19 protein-coding genes and 2 pseudogenes are annotated in these 17311 nt (G+C 56.5%); 9 read left to right on the forward strand and 12 right to left on the reverse strand.

The genetic code is table 11. From position 1 onward, the window contains the following. Positions 1-168: pseudogene (locus DVH23_RS20100) on the forward strand (IS630 family transposase); the annotation flags it as partial. 71 nt (positions 169-239) lie between these two features. On the opposite strand, the gene DVH23_RS25330 reads toward DVH23_RS20100, so the two are convergent. Next, a complete protein-coding gene (locus DVH23_RS25330; RefSeq protein WP_394342647.1) occupies positions 240-593 on the reverse strand; it encodes a HalOD1 output domain-containing protein in 354 nt (117 codons plus the stop codon). A 650-nt stretch (positions 594-1243) separates the two neighbouring features. Continuing rightward, the gene (locus tag DVH23_RS20110) at positions 1244-1816 is read right to left on the reverse strand and encodes a DoxX family protein (protein WP_114579173.1); all 573 of its coding nucleotides are present in this window, start codon (positions 1814-1816) and stop codon (positions 1244-1246) included. Between the two features lie 95 nt (positions 1817-1911). Here DVH23_RS20110 and DVH23_RS20115 point away from each other — a divergent pair, with 95 nt between their 5' ends. After that, complete coding sequence (locus DVH23_RS20115) at positions 1912-2145, forward strand: hypothetical protein (protein WP_157972518.1); 234 nt, start codon at positions 1912-1914, stop codon at positions 2143-2145. On the opposite strand, the gene DVH23_RS20120 is transcribed toward DVH23_RS20115, so the two are convergent. After that, entirely contained in the window at positions 2136-2573 is a 438-nt protein-coding gene (locus DVH23_RS20120; protein WP_114579175.1) for a DUF6653 family protein, read from the reverse strand. The genes DVH23_RS20115 and DVH23_RS20120 overlap by 10 nt on opposite strands. Before the next feature lie 69 nt (positions 2574-2642). Here DVH23_RS20120 and DVH23_RS20125 point away from each other — a divergent pair, with 69 nt between their 5' ends. From DVH23_RS20125 to gdhB, 3 genes are all read left to right on the forward strand, one after another. After that, on the forward strand, positions 2643-5489 hold the full coding sequence (locus DVH23_RS20125; protein WP_114579176.1) for a bacterio-opsin activator domain-containing protein: 2847 nt from the start codon (positions 2643-2645) through the stop codon (positions 5487-5489). A gap of 203 nt (positions 5490-5692) precedes the next feature. After that, complete coding sequence (locus tag DVH23_RS20130; RefSeq protein ID WP_114579177.1) at positions 5693-5836, forward strand: rubrerythrin-like domain-containing protein; 144 nt, start codon at positions 5693-5695, stop codon at positions 5834-5836. Positions 5837-5838: 2 nt separating this feature from the next. After that, complete coding sequence (gene gdhB, locus DVH23_RS20135; RefSeq protein ID WP_114579178.1) at positions 5839-7125, forward strand: glutamate dehydrogenase GdhB; 1287 nt, start codon at positions 5839-5841, stop codon at positions 7123-7125. Between the two features lie 115 nt (positions 7126-7240). Here the strand turns inward: gdhB and DVH23_RS20140 are convergent, their stop codons facing one another. After that, positions 7241-7720, reverse strand: coding sequence for a universal stress protein (locus DVH23_RS20140; RefSeq protein ID WP_114579179.1), 480 nt, complete (start codon positions 7718-7720; stop codon positions 7241-7243). A gap of 442 nt (positions 7721-8162) precedes the next feature. On the opposite strand from DVH23_RS20140, the gene DVH23_RS20150 reads away from it, so the two are divergent. Continuing rightward, positions 8163-8354 carry a hypothetical protein gene (locus tag DVH23_RS20150; protein ID WP_114579181.1) on the forward strand — a complete coding sequence of 64 codons (192 nt, stop codon included), beginning with the start codon at positions 8163-8165 and terminating at the stop codon, positions 8352-8354. An 80-nt stretch (positions 8355-8434) separates the two neighbouring features. On the opposite strand, the pseudogene DVH23_RS24745 reads toward DVH23_RS20150, so the two are convergent. From DVH23_RS24745 to DVH23_RS20170, 4 genes and pseudogenes are all read right to left on the reverse strand, one after another. Continuing rightward, positions 8435-8741 (reverse strand): annotated as a pseudogene (locus DVH23_RS24745) (IS6 family transposase); the annotation flags it as partial. 222 nt (positions 8742-8963) lie between these two features. Continuing rightward, entirely contained in the window at positions 8964-9299 is a 336-nt protein-coding gene (locus DVH23_RS25335) for a pyrimidine dimer DNA glycosylase/endonuclease V (RefSeq protein WP_198668028.1), read from the reverse strand. 51 nt (positions 9300-9350) lie between these two features. Further along, positions 9351-10298 carry an NAD(P)H-binding protein gene (locus DVH23_RS20165; RefSeq protein ID WP_114579182.1) on the reverse strand — a complete coding sequence of 316 codons (948 nt, stop codon included), beginning with the start codon at positions 10296-10298 and terminating at the stop codon, positions 9351-9353. Positions 10299-10871: 573 nt separating this feature from the next. After that, positions 10872-11549 (reverse strand): helix-turn-helix domain-containing protein, encoded by a 678-nt coding sequence (locus DVH23_RS20170; RefSeq protein ID WP_114579183.1) that lies wholly within the window; start codon positions 11547-11549, stop codon positions 10872-10874. Between the two features lie 127 nt (positions 11550-11676). On the opposite strand from DVH23_RS20170, the gene DVH23_RS24755 reads away from it, so the two are divergent. Continuing rightward, positions 11677-11952: a hypothetical protein gene (locus tag DVH23_RS24755; RefSeq protein ID WP_157972519.1), complete on the forward strand. Its 276-nt coding sequence runs from the start codon at positions 11677-11679 to the stop codon at positions 11950-11952. Between the two features lie 59 nt (positions 11953-12011). On the opposite strand, the gene DVH23_RS20180 is transcribed toward DVH23_RS24755, so the two are convergent. Next, positions 12012-12278: a hypothetical protein gene (locus DVH23_RS20180; protein WP_114579185.1), complete on the reverse strand. Its 267-nt coding sequence runs from the start codon at positions 12276-12278 to the stop codon at positions 12012-12014. A 165-nt stretch (positions 12279-12443) separates the two neighbouring features. Between DVH23_RS20180 and DVH23_RS20185 the strand changes: the two genes are divergently transcribed. Further along, positions 12444-13106: an O-methyltransferase gene (locus DVH23_RS20185; protein ID WP_232833853.1), complete on the forward strand. Its 663-nt coding sequence runs from the start codon at positions 12444-12446 to the stop codon at positions 13104-13106. Positions 13107-13914: 808 nt separating this feature from the next. On the opposite strand, the gene DVH23_RS20190 is transcribed toward DVH23_RS20185, so the two are convergent. Both DVH23_RS20190 and DVH23_RS20195 read right to left on the reverse strand, forming a co-directional pair. Continuing rightward, complete coding sequence (locus DVH23_RS20190) at positions 13915-14763, reverse strand: hypothetical protein (protein WP_232833854.1); 849 nt, start codon at positions 14761-14763, stop codon at positions 13915-13917. Positions 14764-15029: 266 nt separating this feature from the next. Beyond that, positions 15030-15602, reverse strand: coding sequence for a dihydrofolate reductase family protein (locus tag DVH23_RS20195; protein ID WP_114579188.1), 573 nt, complete (start codon positions 15600-15602; stop codon positions 15030-15032). A 443-nt stretch (positions 15603-16045) separates the two neighbouring features. Here DVH23_RS20195 and DVH23_RS20205 point away from each other — a divergent pair, with 443 nt between their 5' ends. Beyond that, entirely contained in the window at positions 16046-16726 is a 681-nt protein-coding gene (locus DVH23_RS20205) for a helix-turn-helix domain-containing protein (protein WP_114579190.1), read from the forward strand. A gap of 135 nt (positions 16727-16861) precedes the next feature. Here DVH23_RS20205 and DVH23_RS20210 read toward each other — a convergent pair whose 3' ends face one another. Continuing rightward, complete coding sequence (locus tag DVH23_RS20210; protein ID WP_114579191.1) at positions 16862-17230, reverse strand: DoxX family protein; 369 nt, start codon at positions 17228-17230, stop codon at positions 16862-16864. Positions 17231-17311: the final 81 nt, after the last annotated feature.

The raw sequence follows: 17311 nt of genomic DNA on the forward strand, positions 1-17311 counted from the left end.
CTGCCGCGGGGTTCACCGGAGCTGAACCCCGCGGAGGACTGCTGGAAGAAGCTCAATCAGGTACTCGGTAACCGCCTGTTCGACTCACTGGACGAACTTCAGGATGCCGCGCTCGCTGCACTCGACAGCATCAATCCACCAAATATCTTTACGTATTTATGTCCGTGAGTATCTGTCCAATCATCTCCTCCTTTCCGTGCCCCTGACGATCTCTGAAAGCGGATGGTATTCGGGTCGTCTCACTCGCATTCGTGCGACACCGACTCGAGCGGAACGGTTACAGTTCCGTCCTCCTCGACGGTGACCGGGGTGCCATCGTAGACGAACGAGAGACGAAGCGACACCGACGAACGTGAGTCACAACGCGGACTCCTCACGAGGGCATCAAGCGCCTCGACGTCGACGTACTCGTGTAACGCCGGCAGTTGGTCCGGGTCACAATTAGTTGCCACGCCCACGAGTTCGACGATCGTGAGGCTTGGATGCCCCGATTCCGTCCAGTCAGCTCGAAGTGAGCCCGTGATCGAGTTCGATTCGGCCGACGATTCTGACTCCACCCCTCTCGTCTTCTCATCGGGATGGTCTCGAGTCATATCTCTACCTGTCTAAGAGACCGGAACACTCCACACCGTGCAGAACCCCACTGTTGGAGCACCACGCCGAGCACCGATTAGGTACACGTGATTCACATATATGACGTTTTCGTGAAGGTCCGAATACAACGGTCCCTCCGGTCACTCCCGGTTTCCGTCGAGCTGCCACGTGAAGACTGCCTTCAGAACGATCCCGATCACGAGGCTATTACTCGGCCCTGATCTCCAGATCGCAGTTTCATGTGGATGATCAAGAGACTGAGCAGCACCCGCTGGTTACTCGCCGGAGTCGAGGGCGAGCTCGCTGGCGAGCGTTTTCGCCTCGTCGACCATCAACAACAGAGAACGTCGGCCGAACGTTAGGTGAAAAGTGAGCGGCGGCGGTAATGCTCTCAGTGGAGTGAGGTGGGGGCCACCGCCGCTCAAGAGCATGGGGGAACGTCCCCCCAGTATGTATAGGATTCACAAGGACCTAAGCAAGACGATTAGCCGGGACCGTTGCTGTCGGAATAGTCCATACTCCAGAGGCAATCTTCCTCTGACTTATCCCCGCCACCGTTCACGATGGGTAAGAATCTGATCACTCCCTAAGGCAACGCTATGTCTGATGTCAAGTACGGATGATTCGTGTGAGGATGCGTATGGGAGGGTCAGCCGAGAATATATCGGAGGTGAGGATATTTCTCGATGAGTGGCCGACCACCGACTTCGTATTGTTCGATGTAGTCGTCGAGGCCGAGAATGCGTCCGGCACCGAACGCAGCGACCGAGAGGAAGACCAACATGTACATGAAGTCACTGTTGATCGGCCCGTGGGCTAGATCCCAGTTACCGAAGTAAAACAGCAACATCATCAGCGCACCGAAAAGCGCCGCGAGTCGGGTGAGCAACCCGACGATGATCCCGAGGCCGATGGCGACCTCTCCCCACGGGACGGCGACGTTGACGAAGTCGACGAACCACTGAGTCTGTCCCATCCAGAGGAACATCCCCTCCAGTGGATTGCCGTTTTGACCGGCGGCATTCACGAGATATCCCTGTGCACCGAACCCACCCAGGACTTTCTCAACCCCCGAATAGAGAAACGCAAAGCCGATCACGAGACGTAACGCCAGCACGAACCATGCACTAAGGTGATGAGCGCGACCTTCGAGGGTAATACTACCGAGCGACGATCGGAATACGGTCCCTGAGGTTTGCGTGTCCGACATGGAAGTTACCATGTGGCACTCTCTACTGGGACATAATAAAGACTAACGACGGGTTGAATTCGGGTCCGTTTGATGCATTCGAACGCCACGGAGTCCCAGTCGGGTTGGTGGCCGGGCTGGTCGTCACGATCTGGCTTGCGGTTTCCTTCGACACTCTCGAAGTGAATACTCGTCGAGCGGTAAGCGTGTACGGGACGTTCGGGCTCGCAATGCTCGTCATGCTCGCAGCCAGGTATGTGAGTCTGGGACCAAGTCGCGAAGTGCTATCGATCCCAGTGATAGTCAGTCTCGGGATCGTAGCCGGCGCGGTCGTCTATACCATTCTCTTACTTCAGGAGTGACGTTTTCTGTCGTAACGGTGAACGAGACTCCCGACATACCAGAACTTCAATATCATCGACGCTAATCCACTGAGTATTGCTCTAACCGGTTGTTTCCGATAGGCGGAGACGAAGGCATATCCTGTCACAAGGATGTTGAGCACGTTGAGAACGTTAGGATACGAGAATCCGAGAATGCTCTGTTCGTGCTCTTCTGTCCACCATTCTTCGGCAAGCACTACTCGAGTCATCCACGCATCGTCACTCTTGGGTGGTGAGAATAGCAATGGGTTGATAGCTGTGAATAGTATTACGGCAACCGCGAGTCGCCAATTGCGATGATATACCACATAGAGAAGCGCAGGGAGCACGAGTACACGACTCCAGCCGCTTTTTGGATTCGAGTGTCTCTCCCAGAAGGTTTGCTCGAACGTTTCAAGTGAAGGCATACCCAGAGACAAGGTGCTACTCGCACATAAACTCGACATCGTATCACCGTCACCGGAAATGAGCCACTTATGATACCTACTGATTCCGTTTTAAACTCCACTCGTGTTTTGCTGGCTGGCACGACTGAGTGGGTAGGAACGTTCGAAGAGAAACTTCGGACACAGACCGAAGCGTCCGTATTGACAGTTAACACTGCCCAGGGAGTTCACGAGGCCCTTAAAGAGCCACCTGATTGTCTCGTCACTGAGTACGCCCTTGAGGAGACAAGCGGGACCGATCTACTCTCAGCAATTCGAGCCGAAACGATGACGCTTCCGATCATCATCTGTACTGCAGATGGAGACGAGGCCGTCGCCAGCGAGGCAGTCAGTGCTGGTGCGACCGACTACGTCCCGATCGGGGGCTCGGTTTACGGAATCGAGGAACTCTTCGAGCGGACCGAACGTGCCATCCGCTCGGCCCGCCGAGCGACGACCCGCCGCGAGCGCGCAAAGCAGTTCGACGCCGTCTTTCACGACACACGAACGGCGACGTGGGTTTTAGAGCCTGATGGCAGTGTGGCCCGTCTCAACCAGACAGCCCGCGGGATGGCCGAAGCCGACGCTGTGAACGTCGTCGGAAAACTTTTTTCGACGCTTTCGTGTTGGCAGGAATCTGGAGACGATATCGAATCACTGGTCGAAAACGCCCGTGAGGGTGGGTTCGCTAGTGCGGTCGTTTCTCAACCGTCTCGTCTCGAGGATCCCCGTGTCGTCGAGCTCTCGGTACGCACTGTTGAGAACGAACGCAACGAAATCGTCTCAATCGTCGTCGAGGGCGTTGACATCACCGACCGGGTCGGCCTCGAACGTGACCTCCGGCGCTCGGAGGAACTCCACCGGGTCACGTTGAACAACATGACTGACACCGTCCTCATTACCGACGAGAACGGCGAGTTTACTTACGTCTGTCCGAACGTCCACTTCATCTTCGGGTACACCGCAGAGGAGATCCGTGAGCAGGGAACGATTGAGGACTTGCTTGGTTCCGACCTTTTCGACCGGCAGAAACTCGCTAAAAAAGGTGTCCTCAAAAACATTGAGTGTACGGCGACCGACAAAGCAGGTCGAGAACACACCCTGCTGGTCAACGTCCGAGAAGTCTCGATTCAAGGCGGGACGCTCCTCTATAGCTGTCGGGACGTCACGAAGCGAAAACAGCGCGAGGAGGCCTTGGCGACCCTTCAGGGGACCGCCCGAGACTTCCTCTACGCCGGAACCCACCGAGAAATCGCCCGGCACGTCGTCGCCGATGCCTCCAGCGTGCTCGACGTAGAGGCCAGCGCCGTCTACCTCTTCGACGCCGACACCAACGATCTCCGTCCGGCGGCCCAATCAGCGGCGATGGAGGAACTCAACGGGCCGCTCCCGACGGTCCACGCCGACGGCGAGACGCTTCCGAGTCACAGCTTCGTCGCCGATGAGGCGCTGTTTCTTGCGGACGTCCACGATGACGAACGGCTCGAGAACCCAGCAACGGACCTTCGAAGTGCGTGTTATATCCCTCTCGGCGACCACGGCGTCTTCGTTGCTGGCTCCCCGGAGATCGGCGTCTTTGATGAGGTACGCCGAGAGCTCGCAGATCTCCTCGCCGCGACAGCGGAGGCAGCCCTCGATCGAGTCAATCGAGAATCTCGTCTTCGAGAACAAGATCGAACCCTGAAGCGTCGGAATGACCAGCTCACCGATCTGAATCGAGTCAACGAGACGATCCGAGAGATCGACCAGGCGATCGTCCAAGCCGAGACACGTTCGGAGATCAATCACGCGGTCCCCGAGCTTCTGACCGCCGACGACCGCTTCTCGTTCGCCTGGATCGGGACGGTTGATCCAGATGGCGACGATCTCGAACCCCAAACCTGGGCCGGTAATGAACAAGGATATCTCGACAGCCGGTCGTTTCCCGCCGAGTCCTCGGAGACCGAGCCCGCGAGTCGGACCGCTGCGACCGGGACAGTGACAGCGGTCGATAACGTCGCCAAAGGGCTTCGTGAGGAGCCATGGCGGTCGGACGCCCTCGCTCGGGACTACCTGTCAGTACTAAGCCTCCCACTGGTCTACAACGACCTCACCCACGGTGTGCTGACGGTCTACGCTGACAGTCGGAATGCGTTCGATGGCACGACCCGAGACGTGCTGGTCGAACTCGGGGAAACCATCGCCGCTGCAATCAGTGCAATTGAACGCAAGAATGCCCTGCTCACGACATCGATGACCCGTCTCGAGTTTACCGTCAATGATCCAGGGTTCGTCCTTTCTCGAATCGCTCACGATGCTGACTGTCGGCTCTCTTACCGGGGAGGGATCCAGCAGACTGCGGAGGGGAGTTACGTGTTCGTCGCTGTTGAGGACGTCGACGCCGTCACAGAGGCTGCTGGCGACCTCGTCGGGGTCGAGACCGTCCAGCAGATTAGCACCGACAACGGAGAAGGAATCCTTCGGTTGGAGGTCACAGCCCCGTTCATCGCCCTGGATCTGGCCGATCACGGTGCCGTATTCCGGGAAGCCACTGCAGAGCCGTCTGAAACGACAATCGTGATCAATGTGCCTGAGACGGTCGACTTTCGGGCGATCAGTAGGCTCATTCAAGAGGCGTTCAACGATGTGAAGTTACGTGCCAAGCGGACAGTAAACCGAACGCCCGAGGACAGTTCCTCTACCGGAGCTCTTGGTGAGTTAACCAACCGCCAGCTTGAGGTCGTCCAGACAGCATACTACAGCGGCTTTTTCGAATCACCCCGCGAGAGCACAGGTCAGGACGTCGCGGCAGCCCTCGACATCTCACCAACTGCGTTCTACAACCATATCCGGACCGTCCATAACAAGCTGTTTACAGCATTGTTCGATGATGGATCGCCCCCAGTTGCCACAGCTTAGTCAACTACCCCGCCCTGACGCTTCGCTTCCGTTTGCTCGCGGATCGGTGAGTGTGGAGTTCTCGTTCAACGTCCCAGATTCAGGCCAGGGTTCAATAATCAACCCTAATTTCGCTAATGGTTTGATTATCATCGCCCAGATATACCCTTATACAATTGGTATTGTTTTACGAGCCCCGGTCACAGACCGGTGGCCTGATCATAATGAGAGACGTCGAAATCGACTCCGACGAAACGAGCCCCTACGAGTGTTTCGAGTGTGGTACCATCATCGTCGCGGAGGACAACCCCGGTACTTGTCCGGACTGTAGCGGCTCGATGCGTAATCGGTGGACCCCCATTGAGTAACGATGGCTTCCCCATCCAGCCTTCCCGAGACGCCTGCGGACTCAAGCGAGCCTGAGCCAGCCGTCGAAACGGCTCGTCGGCAGCTTCAACACGCCGCTGGTCACCTCGAGATCGATCCGAATATCGTCGAGCGCCTGAAACATCCGACGAAGGTCCATGAAGTGAGGGTCCCCATCGAGCGCGATAATGGGACCGTCGAGATGTTTACCGGATATCGGGCCCACCACGACAGTGTCCGCGGGCCCTACAAGGGCGGGCTCAGGTACCATCCCGACGTGAGCCGGGATGAGTGCGTTGGTCTCGGGATGTGGATGACCTGGAAATGTGCGGTGATGGATCTCCCCTTTGGCGGAGCCAAAGGCGGCATTGCCGTTGATCCCAAGCAACTTAGCAGCGACGAAAAGGAGCGTCTCACCCGGCGGTTCGCCGAGGAATTACGAAACGTCATCGGTCCGACAATCGACATCCCCGCCCCCGACATGGGCACTGATCCCCAGACGATGGCATGGCTGATGGATGCCTACTCGATGCAGGAAGGCGAAACCATCGCGGGCGTCGTCACGGGTAAACCCCCGGTGATCGGCGGCAGCGAAGGCCGCGAGGAGGCACCCGGCCGAAGTGTTGCCATCATCACACAGTTAGTTTGTGAACACTACGATCGTCCTCTTGAGGAGACATCCGTCGCAATCCAGGGCTATGGCAGCGTTGGATCAAACGCTGCCCGCCTGCTCGAGGAGTGGGGTGCCACGATCGTCGCGATAAGCGACGTCAATGGTGCAATGTACGACCCCGATGGAATCGACACCCAATCGGTCCCCTCTCACGACGAGGAGCCTGAGGCCGTCACCGACCACGCCGACGACGTGATCACGAACGAAGAGTTGCTCACCCTGGACGTCGACGTGCTCATCCCTGCAGCACTTGGAAACGTCATCACGGAGGACAACGCAGATGCGGTCGCCGCAGATATCGTCGTTGAGGGCGCGAACGGCCCGACAACCTCGACGGGGGACGCGATCCTCGCCGAGCGGGGCGTTCAGGTGATCCCCGACATCTTAGCGAACGCGGGTGGGGTCACGGTGAGCTACTTCGAGTGGCTTCAGGATATCAACCGGCGGGCGTGGTCTCTCGAACGAGTCAACGACGAACTTGAGGCAGAGATGCGGTCAGCCTGGCAGGCTGTTCGGACTGAGTTCGAGAACCGAGAGGTCACCTGGCGAGACGCGGCCTACATCGTCGCGCTCTCGCGAGTCGGAGAAGCCCACGAAGTCCGAGGTCTCTGGCCATAACAGAGTGGACCTCAACTTTCGGACGATCAATTGCTGGTTCGGGTTACCGTAAGGCCCACGCTCAGCTGATTTGTTGAATGTGATCGGCCCGTGAGTGAGAGCCCTAAGAAATTTGTCATCGAGCTGTGGTAACGACGTAGCCGTCGAAGTTGAGGATGACCGCCTGGGCAGTGTCGCCGAAGATCGCCTTCCCCGTCGGGCTGCGCCGGCGTCCCAGGATGAAAACGTAGTCACAGCCGCGCTCTTCGGCAACCTCAATGATCGCGTCGGCGCGGTCGCCGTCGTCATCGACATATCGGCCGACGGCCTCAGTCTCGACGTCCCGATCGGCGAGCAGGTCGCTGATAGCGGTCTCGGCGACCTCCTGAGCGTACGTCGCCGGCTCGACGCTGTACGAAGAGCCCTCCATCTCGGCGATGGCGCCGAGCACCTCGGCATCGTTCTGATACTCCTCTTCGGTGACGACGGTCAGAACAGTGAGCGGAGCCCCCGAGAGCTCCGCCAGATCTCCGGCCTCCTCGATGACGTCGACGACGCTATCACTCGAATATACCTCATTTTTATGTCTGACAGGCGTCTGACGGGCAGGGAAGATCTGGGAGAAAACTACACATCAAACATTCCAACCAACATGAGGTGGTGAACAGGGTGTTGAGTATCCTCTCGGACCCGTACTGTCGTTCTTTACTGTTGTTCTTCGACAGTACAACGGAAAACGCTATTTCGATACAGGAACTCGCGACCGCAATCACCCTGGCAGACGAAACAGAGCAAACGAGGGTCCATCTTCAGCATTCAACGCTTCCACGGCTCGAAGATGCTGGGCTCGTTGAGTACGATTCCAGAAGCGATACGGTTCGATATCATGGAGAACAGGGGGTAGAGGAGTTATTGGATGCAGTCACCGAGTGTTTCCCGAGGGAAGCGGAGGTCCGTGAAGTGGGTCCGTGAGTCGGGCTCCATGGTGAAGCTCAACTATCGCTGGGCGAAATCATTATCTCATATCCTCACAAACAATGGTGTAGAGGCCTCTGCCCATGACAAAACGTGAAAAGAAAGGCCGGGCAGCAGCCGTATGCGAGTCCTGCGAGGCGATTATGCCTGTCCGGACCACCCCAGATGGGAAGATCGAGCCAATCGGCTTCTCCTGTAACTGTGAAAATGGCGACGGAAAAACGCTCAAAATCCTTAATGAAGAGGGCGAACATCTTGAGGGATACGAGGAGTAGCTCGTTCCTCTCTTAGCTGCAGCCGAAATTGGTCCCTTGAGTTTGGCTCCATGACGCTGTCCCGGGGAGGCAGTGTCTAGTCACCTATTGACCACTTCTTCGGCCGGGGTGCAGTTGTTGAGCGCTTGATTCGGTCGGTGTCGATTGTAGTAGTGGACGAAGGCGGTGAGCCAGCGCCCGAGTGGTCTGCACAACGTTTGAGCACTCCGTCGCCGAGATAAAGATCTACGAGATGACAAGGGCCGGTTTGCAGACCGGGAACGTGCAAAGGTTACGCCAATCACTCCAGCGCTGGCTCACCGCCCCATCCATGTCTGATTGAATCGGTCGATCCGCATTACGAGCGTCTGGAACCATCTCGATGAGATTCCGTTCGACGTAGTTCAGATGACTAACAGCGATTGACCGTCTGCGTACTACGGCTTCTCGAGGTTGGCTGACCACGAGTTGTCGTGTGTGCGGTCCGTGACTGGTTCGGTCTCACCATGACCGTGGTCGTCGTGATCGTGGTCGTGAGAATGGGTCGCCATACCTACGTATAGGAGGCCGACTCCGATTAGAGATGGGGGGTGGAACTCGCTCCAGACAGCCAGCTTTGTCCAACTCCAACTATCGGTGTGCTGCTTCGATTCGGTCACGACATGCGTCACAGCGGGCGGCCAGGTCATCGAGATTCGCTTGTTCGTCGATCTCTCCCAATCCAAGAGTATCGTCGTATTCAAGAGGGGAGTTGTGATTGTACCCGCGCTTGTGCATCTCCCCGACAAGGCTCTCATGTCGAGTTGCGATGCGAGAAGTATCGACTTGCCCTTTATCGGCGTGACCTTTGACTGCGTTCATGTGTTCGGCTCGGATATGCCCGACGAGTTGATGGAGTTCCTTGTGTTCTCCAAGGAGATGCTGACGACACAATAATTCCGGGTCTACACACCACATTCGAGTCATACAGAGACATTTGATGGGCCGCGTCAAGTCCCCGTCGTTACCTCAATTACGCTATTCGAGTTCAACGGCTGTGTCATCAAGTTTCGCGACGACGCGAGCAACAAGTGCTGACATCTCTTCCTCACCGTCGATTGCCCGGTTGATGGCTTCGTCGATAGGCGTGAGTTCGATAGGTAGATACCGACGTATCGTTGTATCATTGGCCGTGACCTCGTTCTCTAGTCCTTTTACGAGTGGTTGGATGAGATCGCTCGGAACGTCCGTCACGAGGTTGACCCAGTACGCCGACAGTCGTGGTGTCAATACTGGCACTGGGATGATATACGCCGGTCGTCCAACGATGGCCGCAGTACGCTTGAGTAACGAACGATAGGTGAGGACCGCAGGCCCACCGATTTCGAAGGTATCGCCCGCTATGTCGGGTAGTTCGAGAACACCGATGAGATACGTGATGACATCATCGACTGCAATCGGTTGACAATCGTTGCGTACCCAGCGAGGTGTAGCCATAACTGGTAGTCGCGTCGCAAGTTGCCTTACAATCTCGAAACTGTCGTTTCCCGCCCCGATGATGATCGCTGCTCGGAGAACTGTTACCTCGAAATTTCCTGCCTCAAGAATCCGTTCGACATTCCGGCGAGACTGGAGATGCTTCGAGAGATCGTCGTCCTCGTCACCGAGACCACTAAGATAGATAACGTGGTCGACCTTGGCATCACTAGCGGCCCGCTCGAAATTCGCTGCCCCCTGACGATCTTTTTCAGCAAAGTCATCGCCTGCCCCCATCGAGTGGATGAAATAGTACGCCGCATCGATATCCGAAAGTGTATGCTCAAAAGTTCCTGCTTCGAGGACGTTCCCCTCGTAGACAGTGTCAGCAGGGCCATCATAGCCATCGGCGTCGCGCGTCAACACAACGACATCGTGCCCACGAGCGCGAAGTGTAGGGATGAGACGACTACCGATGAACCCTGTTGCACCTGTTACGAGAACTCTCATAATGGACGTTCACAAGGGAGCTGTATCAATTATGTGATCCAAGGTAATTCGATGTATCTGTGAAGACCATGCATAAAGGAATGTTATATACCTTACACTTTTCATGCACCTTCATTAGATATTATGATCTCGTTGGCAGGTACAAGCAACACGTTCTCACCTCTAGTTGTCGAATCATCACTGTGGCTGACCCTCCATCCGACACTGTGGATGACGGTGAACCGCGAATTTTAATGGAGTGGTCATTATGGGACGATCGGGACGACGAACAGACTGGCCGGCGAATCAGAGTCGTCCCAAATGGTGGTCCAGAAGGAGCGTGGAAGGCAATCCTTGAAATGCAACCACACGCCCATTTCTGGGTCGAACAGGCCACTCTCGGATTTGGAGACTCACCCGATGATTTCGATGTGGTCGAACCGTAGAGGAACACCTTTGGACGTGTATCGCCTGAACGAGCCAGTTACTGCGGCGACTTGGCCCCGTTCGTAGGCTTGCCTCTATCTCGTCTTCGAGGAACTGTTCACGATCGGTCTCTGGAATCCATTCGGTCGTCAGCGAACGCTCAGTGCGTTAGTGAGCGATCCCGTCCCGACCGGGCTCGCCGATCTGTTCGCTGGCGAGCACCTTGTTTGCCCGGCGGAGACGCTCGGAGAGCGCTTGATGGGAGATACCGACTTCGGTCGCCAGATCCTCGAGGGAGATCCGGCGGGGAACGTCGTAGTAGCCCCGGTCGTAGGCTTCGTTGATTGCCTCTTCTTGGGGCTCGGTGAGTGCTGCAGTTTCCTCGAGGTCAGCGTTGCGGCCGGCCTTGACCATCCGCTTGACGTCGACGGTGATTCCCTGGTCTTCGAGTTCCGACACCGTCTCTGAGAGGAGGTCCCGCTCGGGAAAGAGCAGGCGGAACGTCCAGTTGCTGGCCGAACACTGCGCGTCGAGAATCGTCCCGTCGTTCGAGAAGATCGCCGAGTACATGTCACTAACTCCGGCGGCGTACTCGATCCGGTACAGGTTCTCATCAGTCTCGGAGTCCTCGAGGAGGCTGTCGAACTCCGCGACCGATGAATCGTTCGAGAGGGCGTCCTCGATCTCCGGTCGGGGCTCGCCGGCGATCCATACGAGTGGCATCGCTTGCTGGGACCCCTCGGCGACGATGCTTTTGATCCGCATTTCGAGGTCAGGCAGCGCCTCGAACGTCTCGGCGAGCGCGACCTCATCGGAGGTAAGGGCGAGTTCGGTGACGGTCGTCATGCCGTCTCACCTCCTGTCTGACCGGAACCTTCCGTTCGGTCGGGCGACCGAGACGCGAGCGAGGCACCGCCACTGTTGGCTAGTTGGGTATTAGTCATGGGTGCAACGGAAAGGTACCGGGCCGACAATGCGCGGCCACCCGGATCGATCCTATCCAGTGATACATCTCCTGATTGCTTGCTTTGTGGCCCTGACTACTCCAGTGGTTTATATAGAGGTCGATAATCAACAAGAATGCAGATTTCTCAAACTTGAGTTCGACGTCGTTGAGAGTGAGTTCGACATGGAGGACATGTGGTTTACCATCCGGACCGGGACCGAAGCTGATCTCACAACTTCGATCATGCTTCCGGTGGGACTCCAGCGGGTGCCGGAATCATTGGATGGAGCCTCTCGGAACTAGATCAGGAAATCGAGACTGCAGAGCGCCGATTCCTAGTTTTGCGAACTTGTCGGTCGGCGTTATCGACCGAACGAGAACCCTTCCTTGAGCTTCGAGTACATCTCTTTTTGCTGAAGATAACTCGCCGCGCCGAGCAGGGTCGGCGCCCAGAGTCCGACAAAAATCCCAGTTTCCTTGTCGCCTTTCACGTAGAAGTTGTACCACGAGTAAATCACCGACATCGTCGCCGCCGCGGTGATCGGATCGCCCATCGACATTGGTGCGTCCTCGAGCGCGCCGCTCGAGAGTTCGGTTTCGTCGTCGTCAGTGTTTTGGAACAATGTCATGCACTCTCCAGAGTGTAGCGCTGGCTATCCCACTGGTGCAGGTCCACGAAAGGTGTTGACGATCCCCGGTACTCGCAAGTGCGATAACTGACGTTCAGTAGAACAGGCTTCTCGTGTATTCGGATATAGTAAAGATTCTGCGCTGTATAGTCATTGTCAATGTCGATGCTACATACGGTCGACGTTGATGAGCTTCTCACACTCATGAATCCGGCAGACGATCCGGTCCTCGAACGGATGGAAGACCAAGCCAACCGCGAGGGGTTCCCGACGGTCGGACACGAAGTCGGGGCGTTCTTCCGACTCTGTGCCCGGCTCATGGACGCGGAATCGGTCTTCGAGTTCGGCTCGGGATTCGGCTATTCAGCCTACTGGATGGCACCCGCGATCGGGCCTGCAGGGCAAATCGTCCTCACGGAGGTAGACGAGGAGGAACTCGACCAGGCACGTGCGTACTTCGAGCAGGGTGGCTACGCTGATCGGGCGGTCTTCGAGCGCGGAGACGCCCTCGAGGTGGTCAACCGATACGATGGCCCGTTCGATCTCGTCCATCTCGACCACGAGAACGAGCGGTACCTCGATGGGTTCGAGACCGTACGCGAGAAGGTCTCTCAGGGCGGGATGATCGTCGCTGACAACGTCCTTCATTCGGGGGATGCGATGTCCCCTGCGGACCTGCGAGTCGCACTGGACGGAACACACTCTCCTGATGAGGGCTCATCGCTGGCAGGGATCGCTGAGTACTACACTCATGTTACCAACGATCCGGAGTTCGAAACGAGCGTTATTCCGGTCGGTGAGGGCATCTTCGCTTCCGTGCGAACGTGAGCACTATCCTACGAGGTTGAGACGCGACTAGGACTGTCTCTCACTGCCAAAGAGGAGGTGACATCCTTCCGCGCCTGAAGACGCGGGCCTCCCACGCCCACCAAAAGGGCGGTTCGTTGGGAGCGTACGGTTTCGAGTCCGACGAACTCGTGGCGGTGCCACGCCGCCGTTACTCCTATCCCGCACGGGACTCGGAGTTACTTGGTTGTTTTGCGTCGGTCCGCGTTCCACGGGCTTACTTATTTGATGAGGCAAACACCGAGTCAACTGCCAGTTTGTGGAGCGTCGAGACGCGACGGGAGACCGTCGCGGCGACGAATAGATATGCGTCCGTGGGGCACCTAAGCCTTCCGATTCGGACGTTTGAGCAGATGAAGACGGCGATTCATCCACGCCGTAAACGGCGTAGTATTCTCGCCTACAATTCCTATAAGCATAGGGTGCCGGAGACGCTCGCGGCGACTGGCCGGGCGGGGGGAAGGATCCACCCGGACAACGTACGCGCAGGGTCGGTTCTCCAATTCCCTGACGGACGACCTCCCCTGCACCTGGAGAGCACACGGAGGGAGAGTAAATACTCGTATTGAGTCCAAGACTGACTCTCGTTGATTGTGGACCGTCTCGGAGCCCTTGCGAGCAGGAGCGAACGTAACTGGCGGCTATCGTCAGCACCCGAGCCTTGTGCAACACTCGAGCACTATACGACCGGAAATGTTGCACAAGGTTCGTGGGCGTTCCAGAGGAGCTACTCGGTGTGATCACGTCGCCCTGGACTACTCACAAGAGTATACCATCGACGCGTTCGAGATCATCTGTTGATCGAGTCTCCAAACTCCTTCTGAAACCCTTCGAGGAGCCGGCCAAAACCCGACTGAAGGAAGAACTCGGCGTCCGCTTTCGCGTCGAGGAGGTGTTCCTGTCGCTTGTCGGCGTAATCGGTTGCCATCTCCTCGAGTTCGACTGCGAGTGCTTCGATCGTCTCCTCGTCCTCGAGCGAATCGTACGTCCTGAACACGTCTTTCAGCCCCCGTTTGGCGGAGTTTCTGACTCGACCATCTTCGTCCGTCATCGCCTCCAAGAAGAAGCCAGTCGCGTCGTCGGTTTGTTGACGAACGCCCTCGACGTCGAGGGTCAGAGAGCGGTCGTCGTCTGTCACCGCGAAAACCAGCGCTATTCCGGGCACGAGCCGTTCTGCCACGCGGACGGTCGACTGTCGGATGTACCCGTCACCGCTCTCCGCATAAAGGCCGGTCAGATCGTCGAAGCAGACTTCGAACAGTTGGATCCGTTCGTCGAGATCCATTTCTTTGATTTCATCGACGACTTCGTTGACTCGATCCGACTCCCCTGACTCGAGTGCGTCTTCGAAATCATTCCATCGGTCGTCCATGGTGATGGTCGAGCGAACACGATCACAGTCGGAAACGATTTCGGTCGAGTTGTACGAAGAGTAAGCGTGCCGATTCAAACGAAAACAAGACGTGCGGGCGCTGTATCCTCTCCTATCGCTCGCTTCGCTCACGCTTGAGGAAGGGATCTTAGCGCCCTCATTTACAGTAATACTGTCGCAGACCATCACAGATTTTCGAGTGGCCAACTTGGCGCTCCGCGCTTCGTCGAGAGTGGAAAGCTCTACTCTCGCTCGAGATTGCTGCATCCTCTTCAAATGGTTCGGGGCAGGTCACTCAAATGAGCGACTTCCGCATCCACACTCCCCGCCATTTCCGACAGCACGCAGTTCGTCATCCGGCCAAATCCGAACGCGGCGGACAGTTCCACAGTTGGTACAGGTAGCGTCCGTTTGTGTCATGTTGCTAAGAGTGCTCATGGTTCTCACTAACGCTGGCTACCTTTAATAAACCACGTCGATAGTTAACATTGTTCATTGTGAGGGATGCCCAAAGTGGTAGTGGATGGGGAAGTTTACTCTTCACTGGAGTGTTGAACTTCGTAGGTTAACACCGCAAAGATATCGCCTTGTTTTTCGACCTCAACCAGTTTCAGCGGCGGGGTGACGATCTTACGAGGCAGGAGTGGCGCCCCCGAACCGAGCGTGACGGGAGCAACGCTCATAATAATCTCGTCGAGGAGACCGTGATCGTGAAATTGTCCGACCAGATCACCGCCACCGACGAGCCAGACGTTCTTGCCACCTGCTGCCTCGACCATCTCCGCATGAACGGGCGCAACATCCCCGTGGACTACCTGGATGTCCGCCCCATCGACTAGCGGTACGTTCCGACTGGTGAACACCCAAACCGGGACCTCATACGGCCATTGCTCCGGGTCCTCCAGCAGGTCTTCGTGCTCGAGGAGCCACTCATACGTCGTTGATCCCATAGCTACTGCACCAACCTGTTCTACGAACTGCGGATAGTCGTCTTGGACACCCTCAATCTCCTCGATCGCTCCGAACTGGAAGAGCCAGTCAAGCGAGTTGTCCTCGTCAGCGAGATACCCGTCGATACTCGTTGCGGTGTAGTATTGGGTTTTCATTCGTGGGTTGGTAGACCTCGATCATCGATAGAGGTGTTGTCGCCCTGCCCAGATGATGACAGTGCCGACGAGTACCGTTATCGTGCCAATCACCGACCACTGTACAGAACGTCCTGTGATTGGTTCGCAGTCTTCGATACACAGGATCGGGTCTATCTGGACAAGTCCGAGGCCCTGAACGCCCCATAACGTCCCAAGAAGAGCAACAATACCGCCGAGGATCGTCAATACGGCTGCTTTTACGTTCCAACTGGGGATACGTTGATTCTCCATCAGAGAAGAAGAGGAACCGTGTATCCACGAGTGTGGTGCCGAGCATGCACCCGTCCTTTATTAGTGAACTCAGTGTCCCACCTGGTATGAGATCCGTACGAGCGCTTCTTTCTGGGGATTGCCTCGAGACGGATCCAACAGCTCAACTGAGGTGGTGAACACTGACGAGAATGAGGTACAGTACCGTCGTTCTCTCTCTGGAGGAACACATCGGGTCAACGAACGACCAGCGACTCCAGAGAGGCGTCACCGATCCGCGAGAGGTCTGGATCAACGGCACGCTCGTCGCGACTCAGGAAGCAATACACTACATCAATCTTCTCGATGACGGGAGCGTTGTTGGAATCGCAGAGTTCAGAGGTGATGCTGAGTCACTCGCAACGATAGAGGATGAGTTACCTAAGGTCATCTCTGTCACTGTGACCAGTGGTGAGACGTGGCTGGCGTATATGCACTACGAGCCCAGCGAGGTTGAAATCGCCCTTCTCGAACGTATCGATACCGAACCGGTCAGTATCGACTGGCCGATAAGAGAGACTGATACTGGATTACAAGTCACGCTCTTTGGCGAAGAGACAGCTCTGCAGGAACTGATTGCTGGCTTCTCTGACGAGGTAGATGTAACCCTCGAACGCACGGGAGACTATTACCCCGACATGGATTCCCCAGCGAGGCAACTCACGGACCGGCAGAACGAAATCCTCCGGACAGCACTCGCCGCAGGATACTATGATATCCCTCGTAAGGCAACACAACGAGATTTAGCGACTGAACTTGGACTCTCGCGGGGGACGGTTGGGGATCATCTTCGACGAGCAGAAGCGAAGCTCATCCGGTCGATACTCCTGTAAAGGCCGCCTCGCGACCGATTATTCAGAAAATATCTATTCCCGTGTAGGTATCGGGCAACTATCCCGCTTGAACCGTGCTTACGACACCCGTCCCACCCATAATCGGAGGACGTGCTGTTGCTCGCACTTCGCTGGTTAAAACGATAACAGATGGAATCCCGTTACGAAGAGTCCGATTGTGAGATAGACCGATGGGCCAACGAATCTCCAGAGCGGGTCATCAACCCGGAAGAGATGTGTCAGGATAGCCCCAGCCATCGTAGCAACTGTTAACAGTCCGCCGAACACAGTGAGAATCGGCGCGAACACGAGACCGACGAGTAAGCCGAGCCCTCCGCATACCTCGATAACACCAGTAACGAATCGGAACCACCCTGGATAGCCATATCGGTTGAAATCCTCTACCACGAGGTCAATACCGAGTAGCTTCGCACTGCCCGCAGCTAGCATGATGAATCCGAGCAATCCCTGCACGAGAGGGATGGCCGTTTCAATCGTGCTCATAATCGACTTACCCCACGCAATTCGGGCGAATGTTCATTCATAGCTATCTGTGCCTGTCTCTGACGAGAGGCATGAGTCTGC

This window comes from Saliphagus sp. LR7 (genome assembly GCF_003344565.1).
In the GTDB taxonomy this organism is placed as follows: Archaea; Halobacteriota; Halobacteria; order Halobacteriales; family Natrialbaceae; genus Saliphagus; species Saliphagus infecundisoli.

Bases quoted from the DNA above. Each gene is read 5' to 3' on its own strand.
- DVH23_RS25330 (WP_394342647.1), bottom strand. From the start codon at position 593: ATGACTCGAGACCATCCCGATGAGAAGACGAGAGGGGTGGAGTCAGAA.
- DVH23_RS20110 (WP_114579173.1), bottom strand. From the start codon at position 1,816: ATGGTAACTTCCATGTCGGACACGCAAACCTCAGGGACCGTATTCCGA.
- DVH23_RS20120 (WP_114579175.1), bottom strand. From the start codon at position 2,573: ATGCCTTCACTTGAAACGTTCGAGCAAACCTTCTGGGAGAGACACTCG.
- DVH23_RS20125 (WP_114579176.1), top strand. From the start codon at position 2,643: ATGATACCTACTGATTCCGTTTTAAACTCCACTCGTGTTTTGCTGGCT.
- DVH23_RS20130 (WP_114579177.1), top strand. From the start codon at position 5,693: ATGAGAGACGTCGAAATCGACTCCGACGAAACGAGCCCCTACGAGTGT.
- gdhB (WP_114579178.1), top strand. From the start codon at position 5,839: ATGGCTTCCCCATCCAGCCTTCCCGAGACGCCTGCGGACTCAAGCGAG.
- DVH23_RS20150 (WP_114579181.1), top strand. From the start codon at position 8,163: ATGACAAAACGTGAAAAGAAAGGCCGGGCAGCAGCCGTATGCGAGTCC.
- DVH23_RS25335 (WP_198668028.1), bottom strand. From the start codon at position 9,299: ATGACTCGAATGTGGTGTGTAGACCCGGAATTATTGTGTCGTCAGCAT.
- DVH23_RS20165 (WP_114579182.1), bottom strand. From the start codon at position 10,298: ATGAGAGTTCTCGTAACAGGTGCAACAGGGTTCATCGGTAGTCGTCTC.
- DVH23_RS20170 (WP_114579183.1), bottom strand. From the start codon at position 11,549: ATGACGACCGTCACCGAACTCGCCCTTACCTCCGATGAGGTCGCGCTC.
- DVH23_RS24755 (WP_157972519.1), top strand. From the start codon at position 11,677: ATGCGCGGCCACCCGGATCGATCCTATCCAGTGATACATCTCCTGATT.
- DVH23_RS20180 (WP_114579185.1), bottom strand. From the start codon at position 12,278: ATGACATTGTTCCAAAACACTGACGACGACGAAACCGAACTCTCGAGC.
- DVH23_RS20185 (WP_232833853.1), top strand. From the start codon at position 12,444: ATGCTACATACGGTCGACGTTGATGAGCTTCTCACACTCATGAATCCG.
- DVH23_RS20190 (WP_232833854.1), bottom strand. From the start codon at position 14,763: ATGCAGCAATCTCGAGCGAGAGTAGAGCTTTCCACTCTCGACGAAGCG.
- DVH23_RS20195 (WP_114579188.1), bottom strand. From the start codon at position 15,602: ATGAAAACCCAATACTACACCGCAACGAGTATCGACGGGTATCTCGCT.
- DVH23_RS20205 (WP_114579190.1), top strand. From the start codon at position 16,046: ATGAGGTACAGTACCGTCGTTCTCTCTCTGGAGGAACACATCGGGTCA.
- DVH23_RS20210 (WP_114579191.1), bottom strand. From the start codon at position 17,230: ATGAGCACGATTGAAACGGCCATCCCTCTCGTGCAGGGATTGCTCGGA.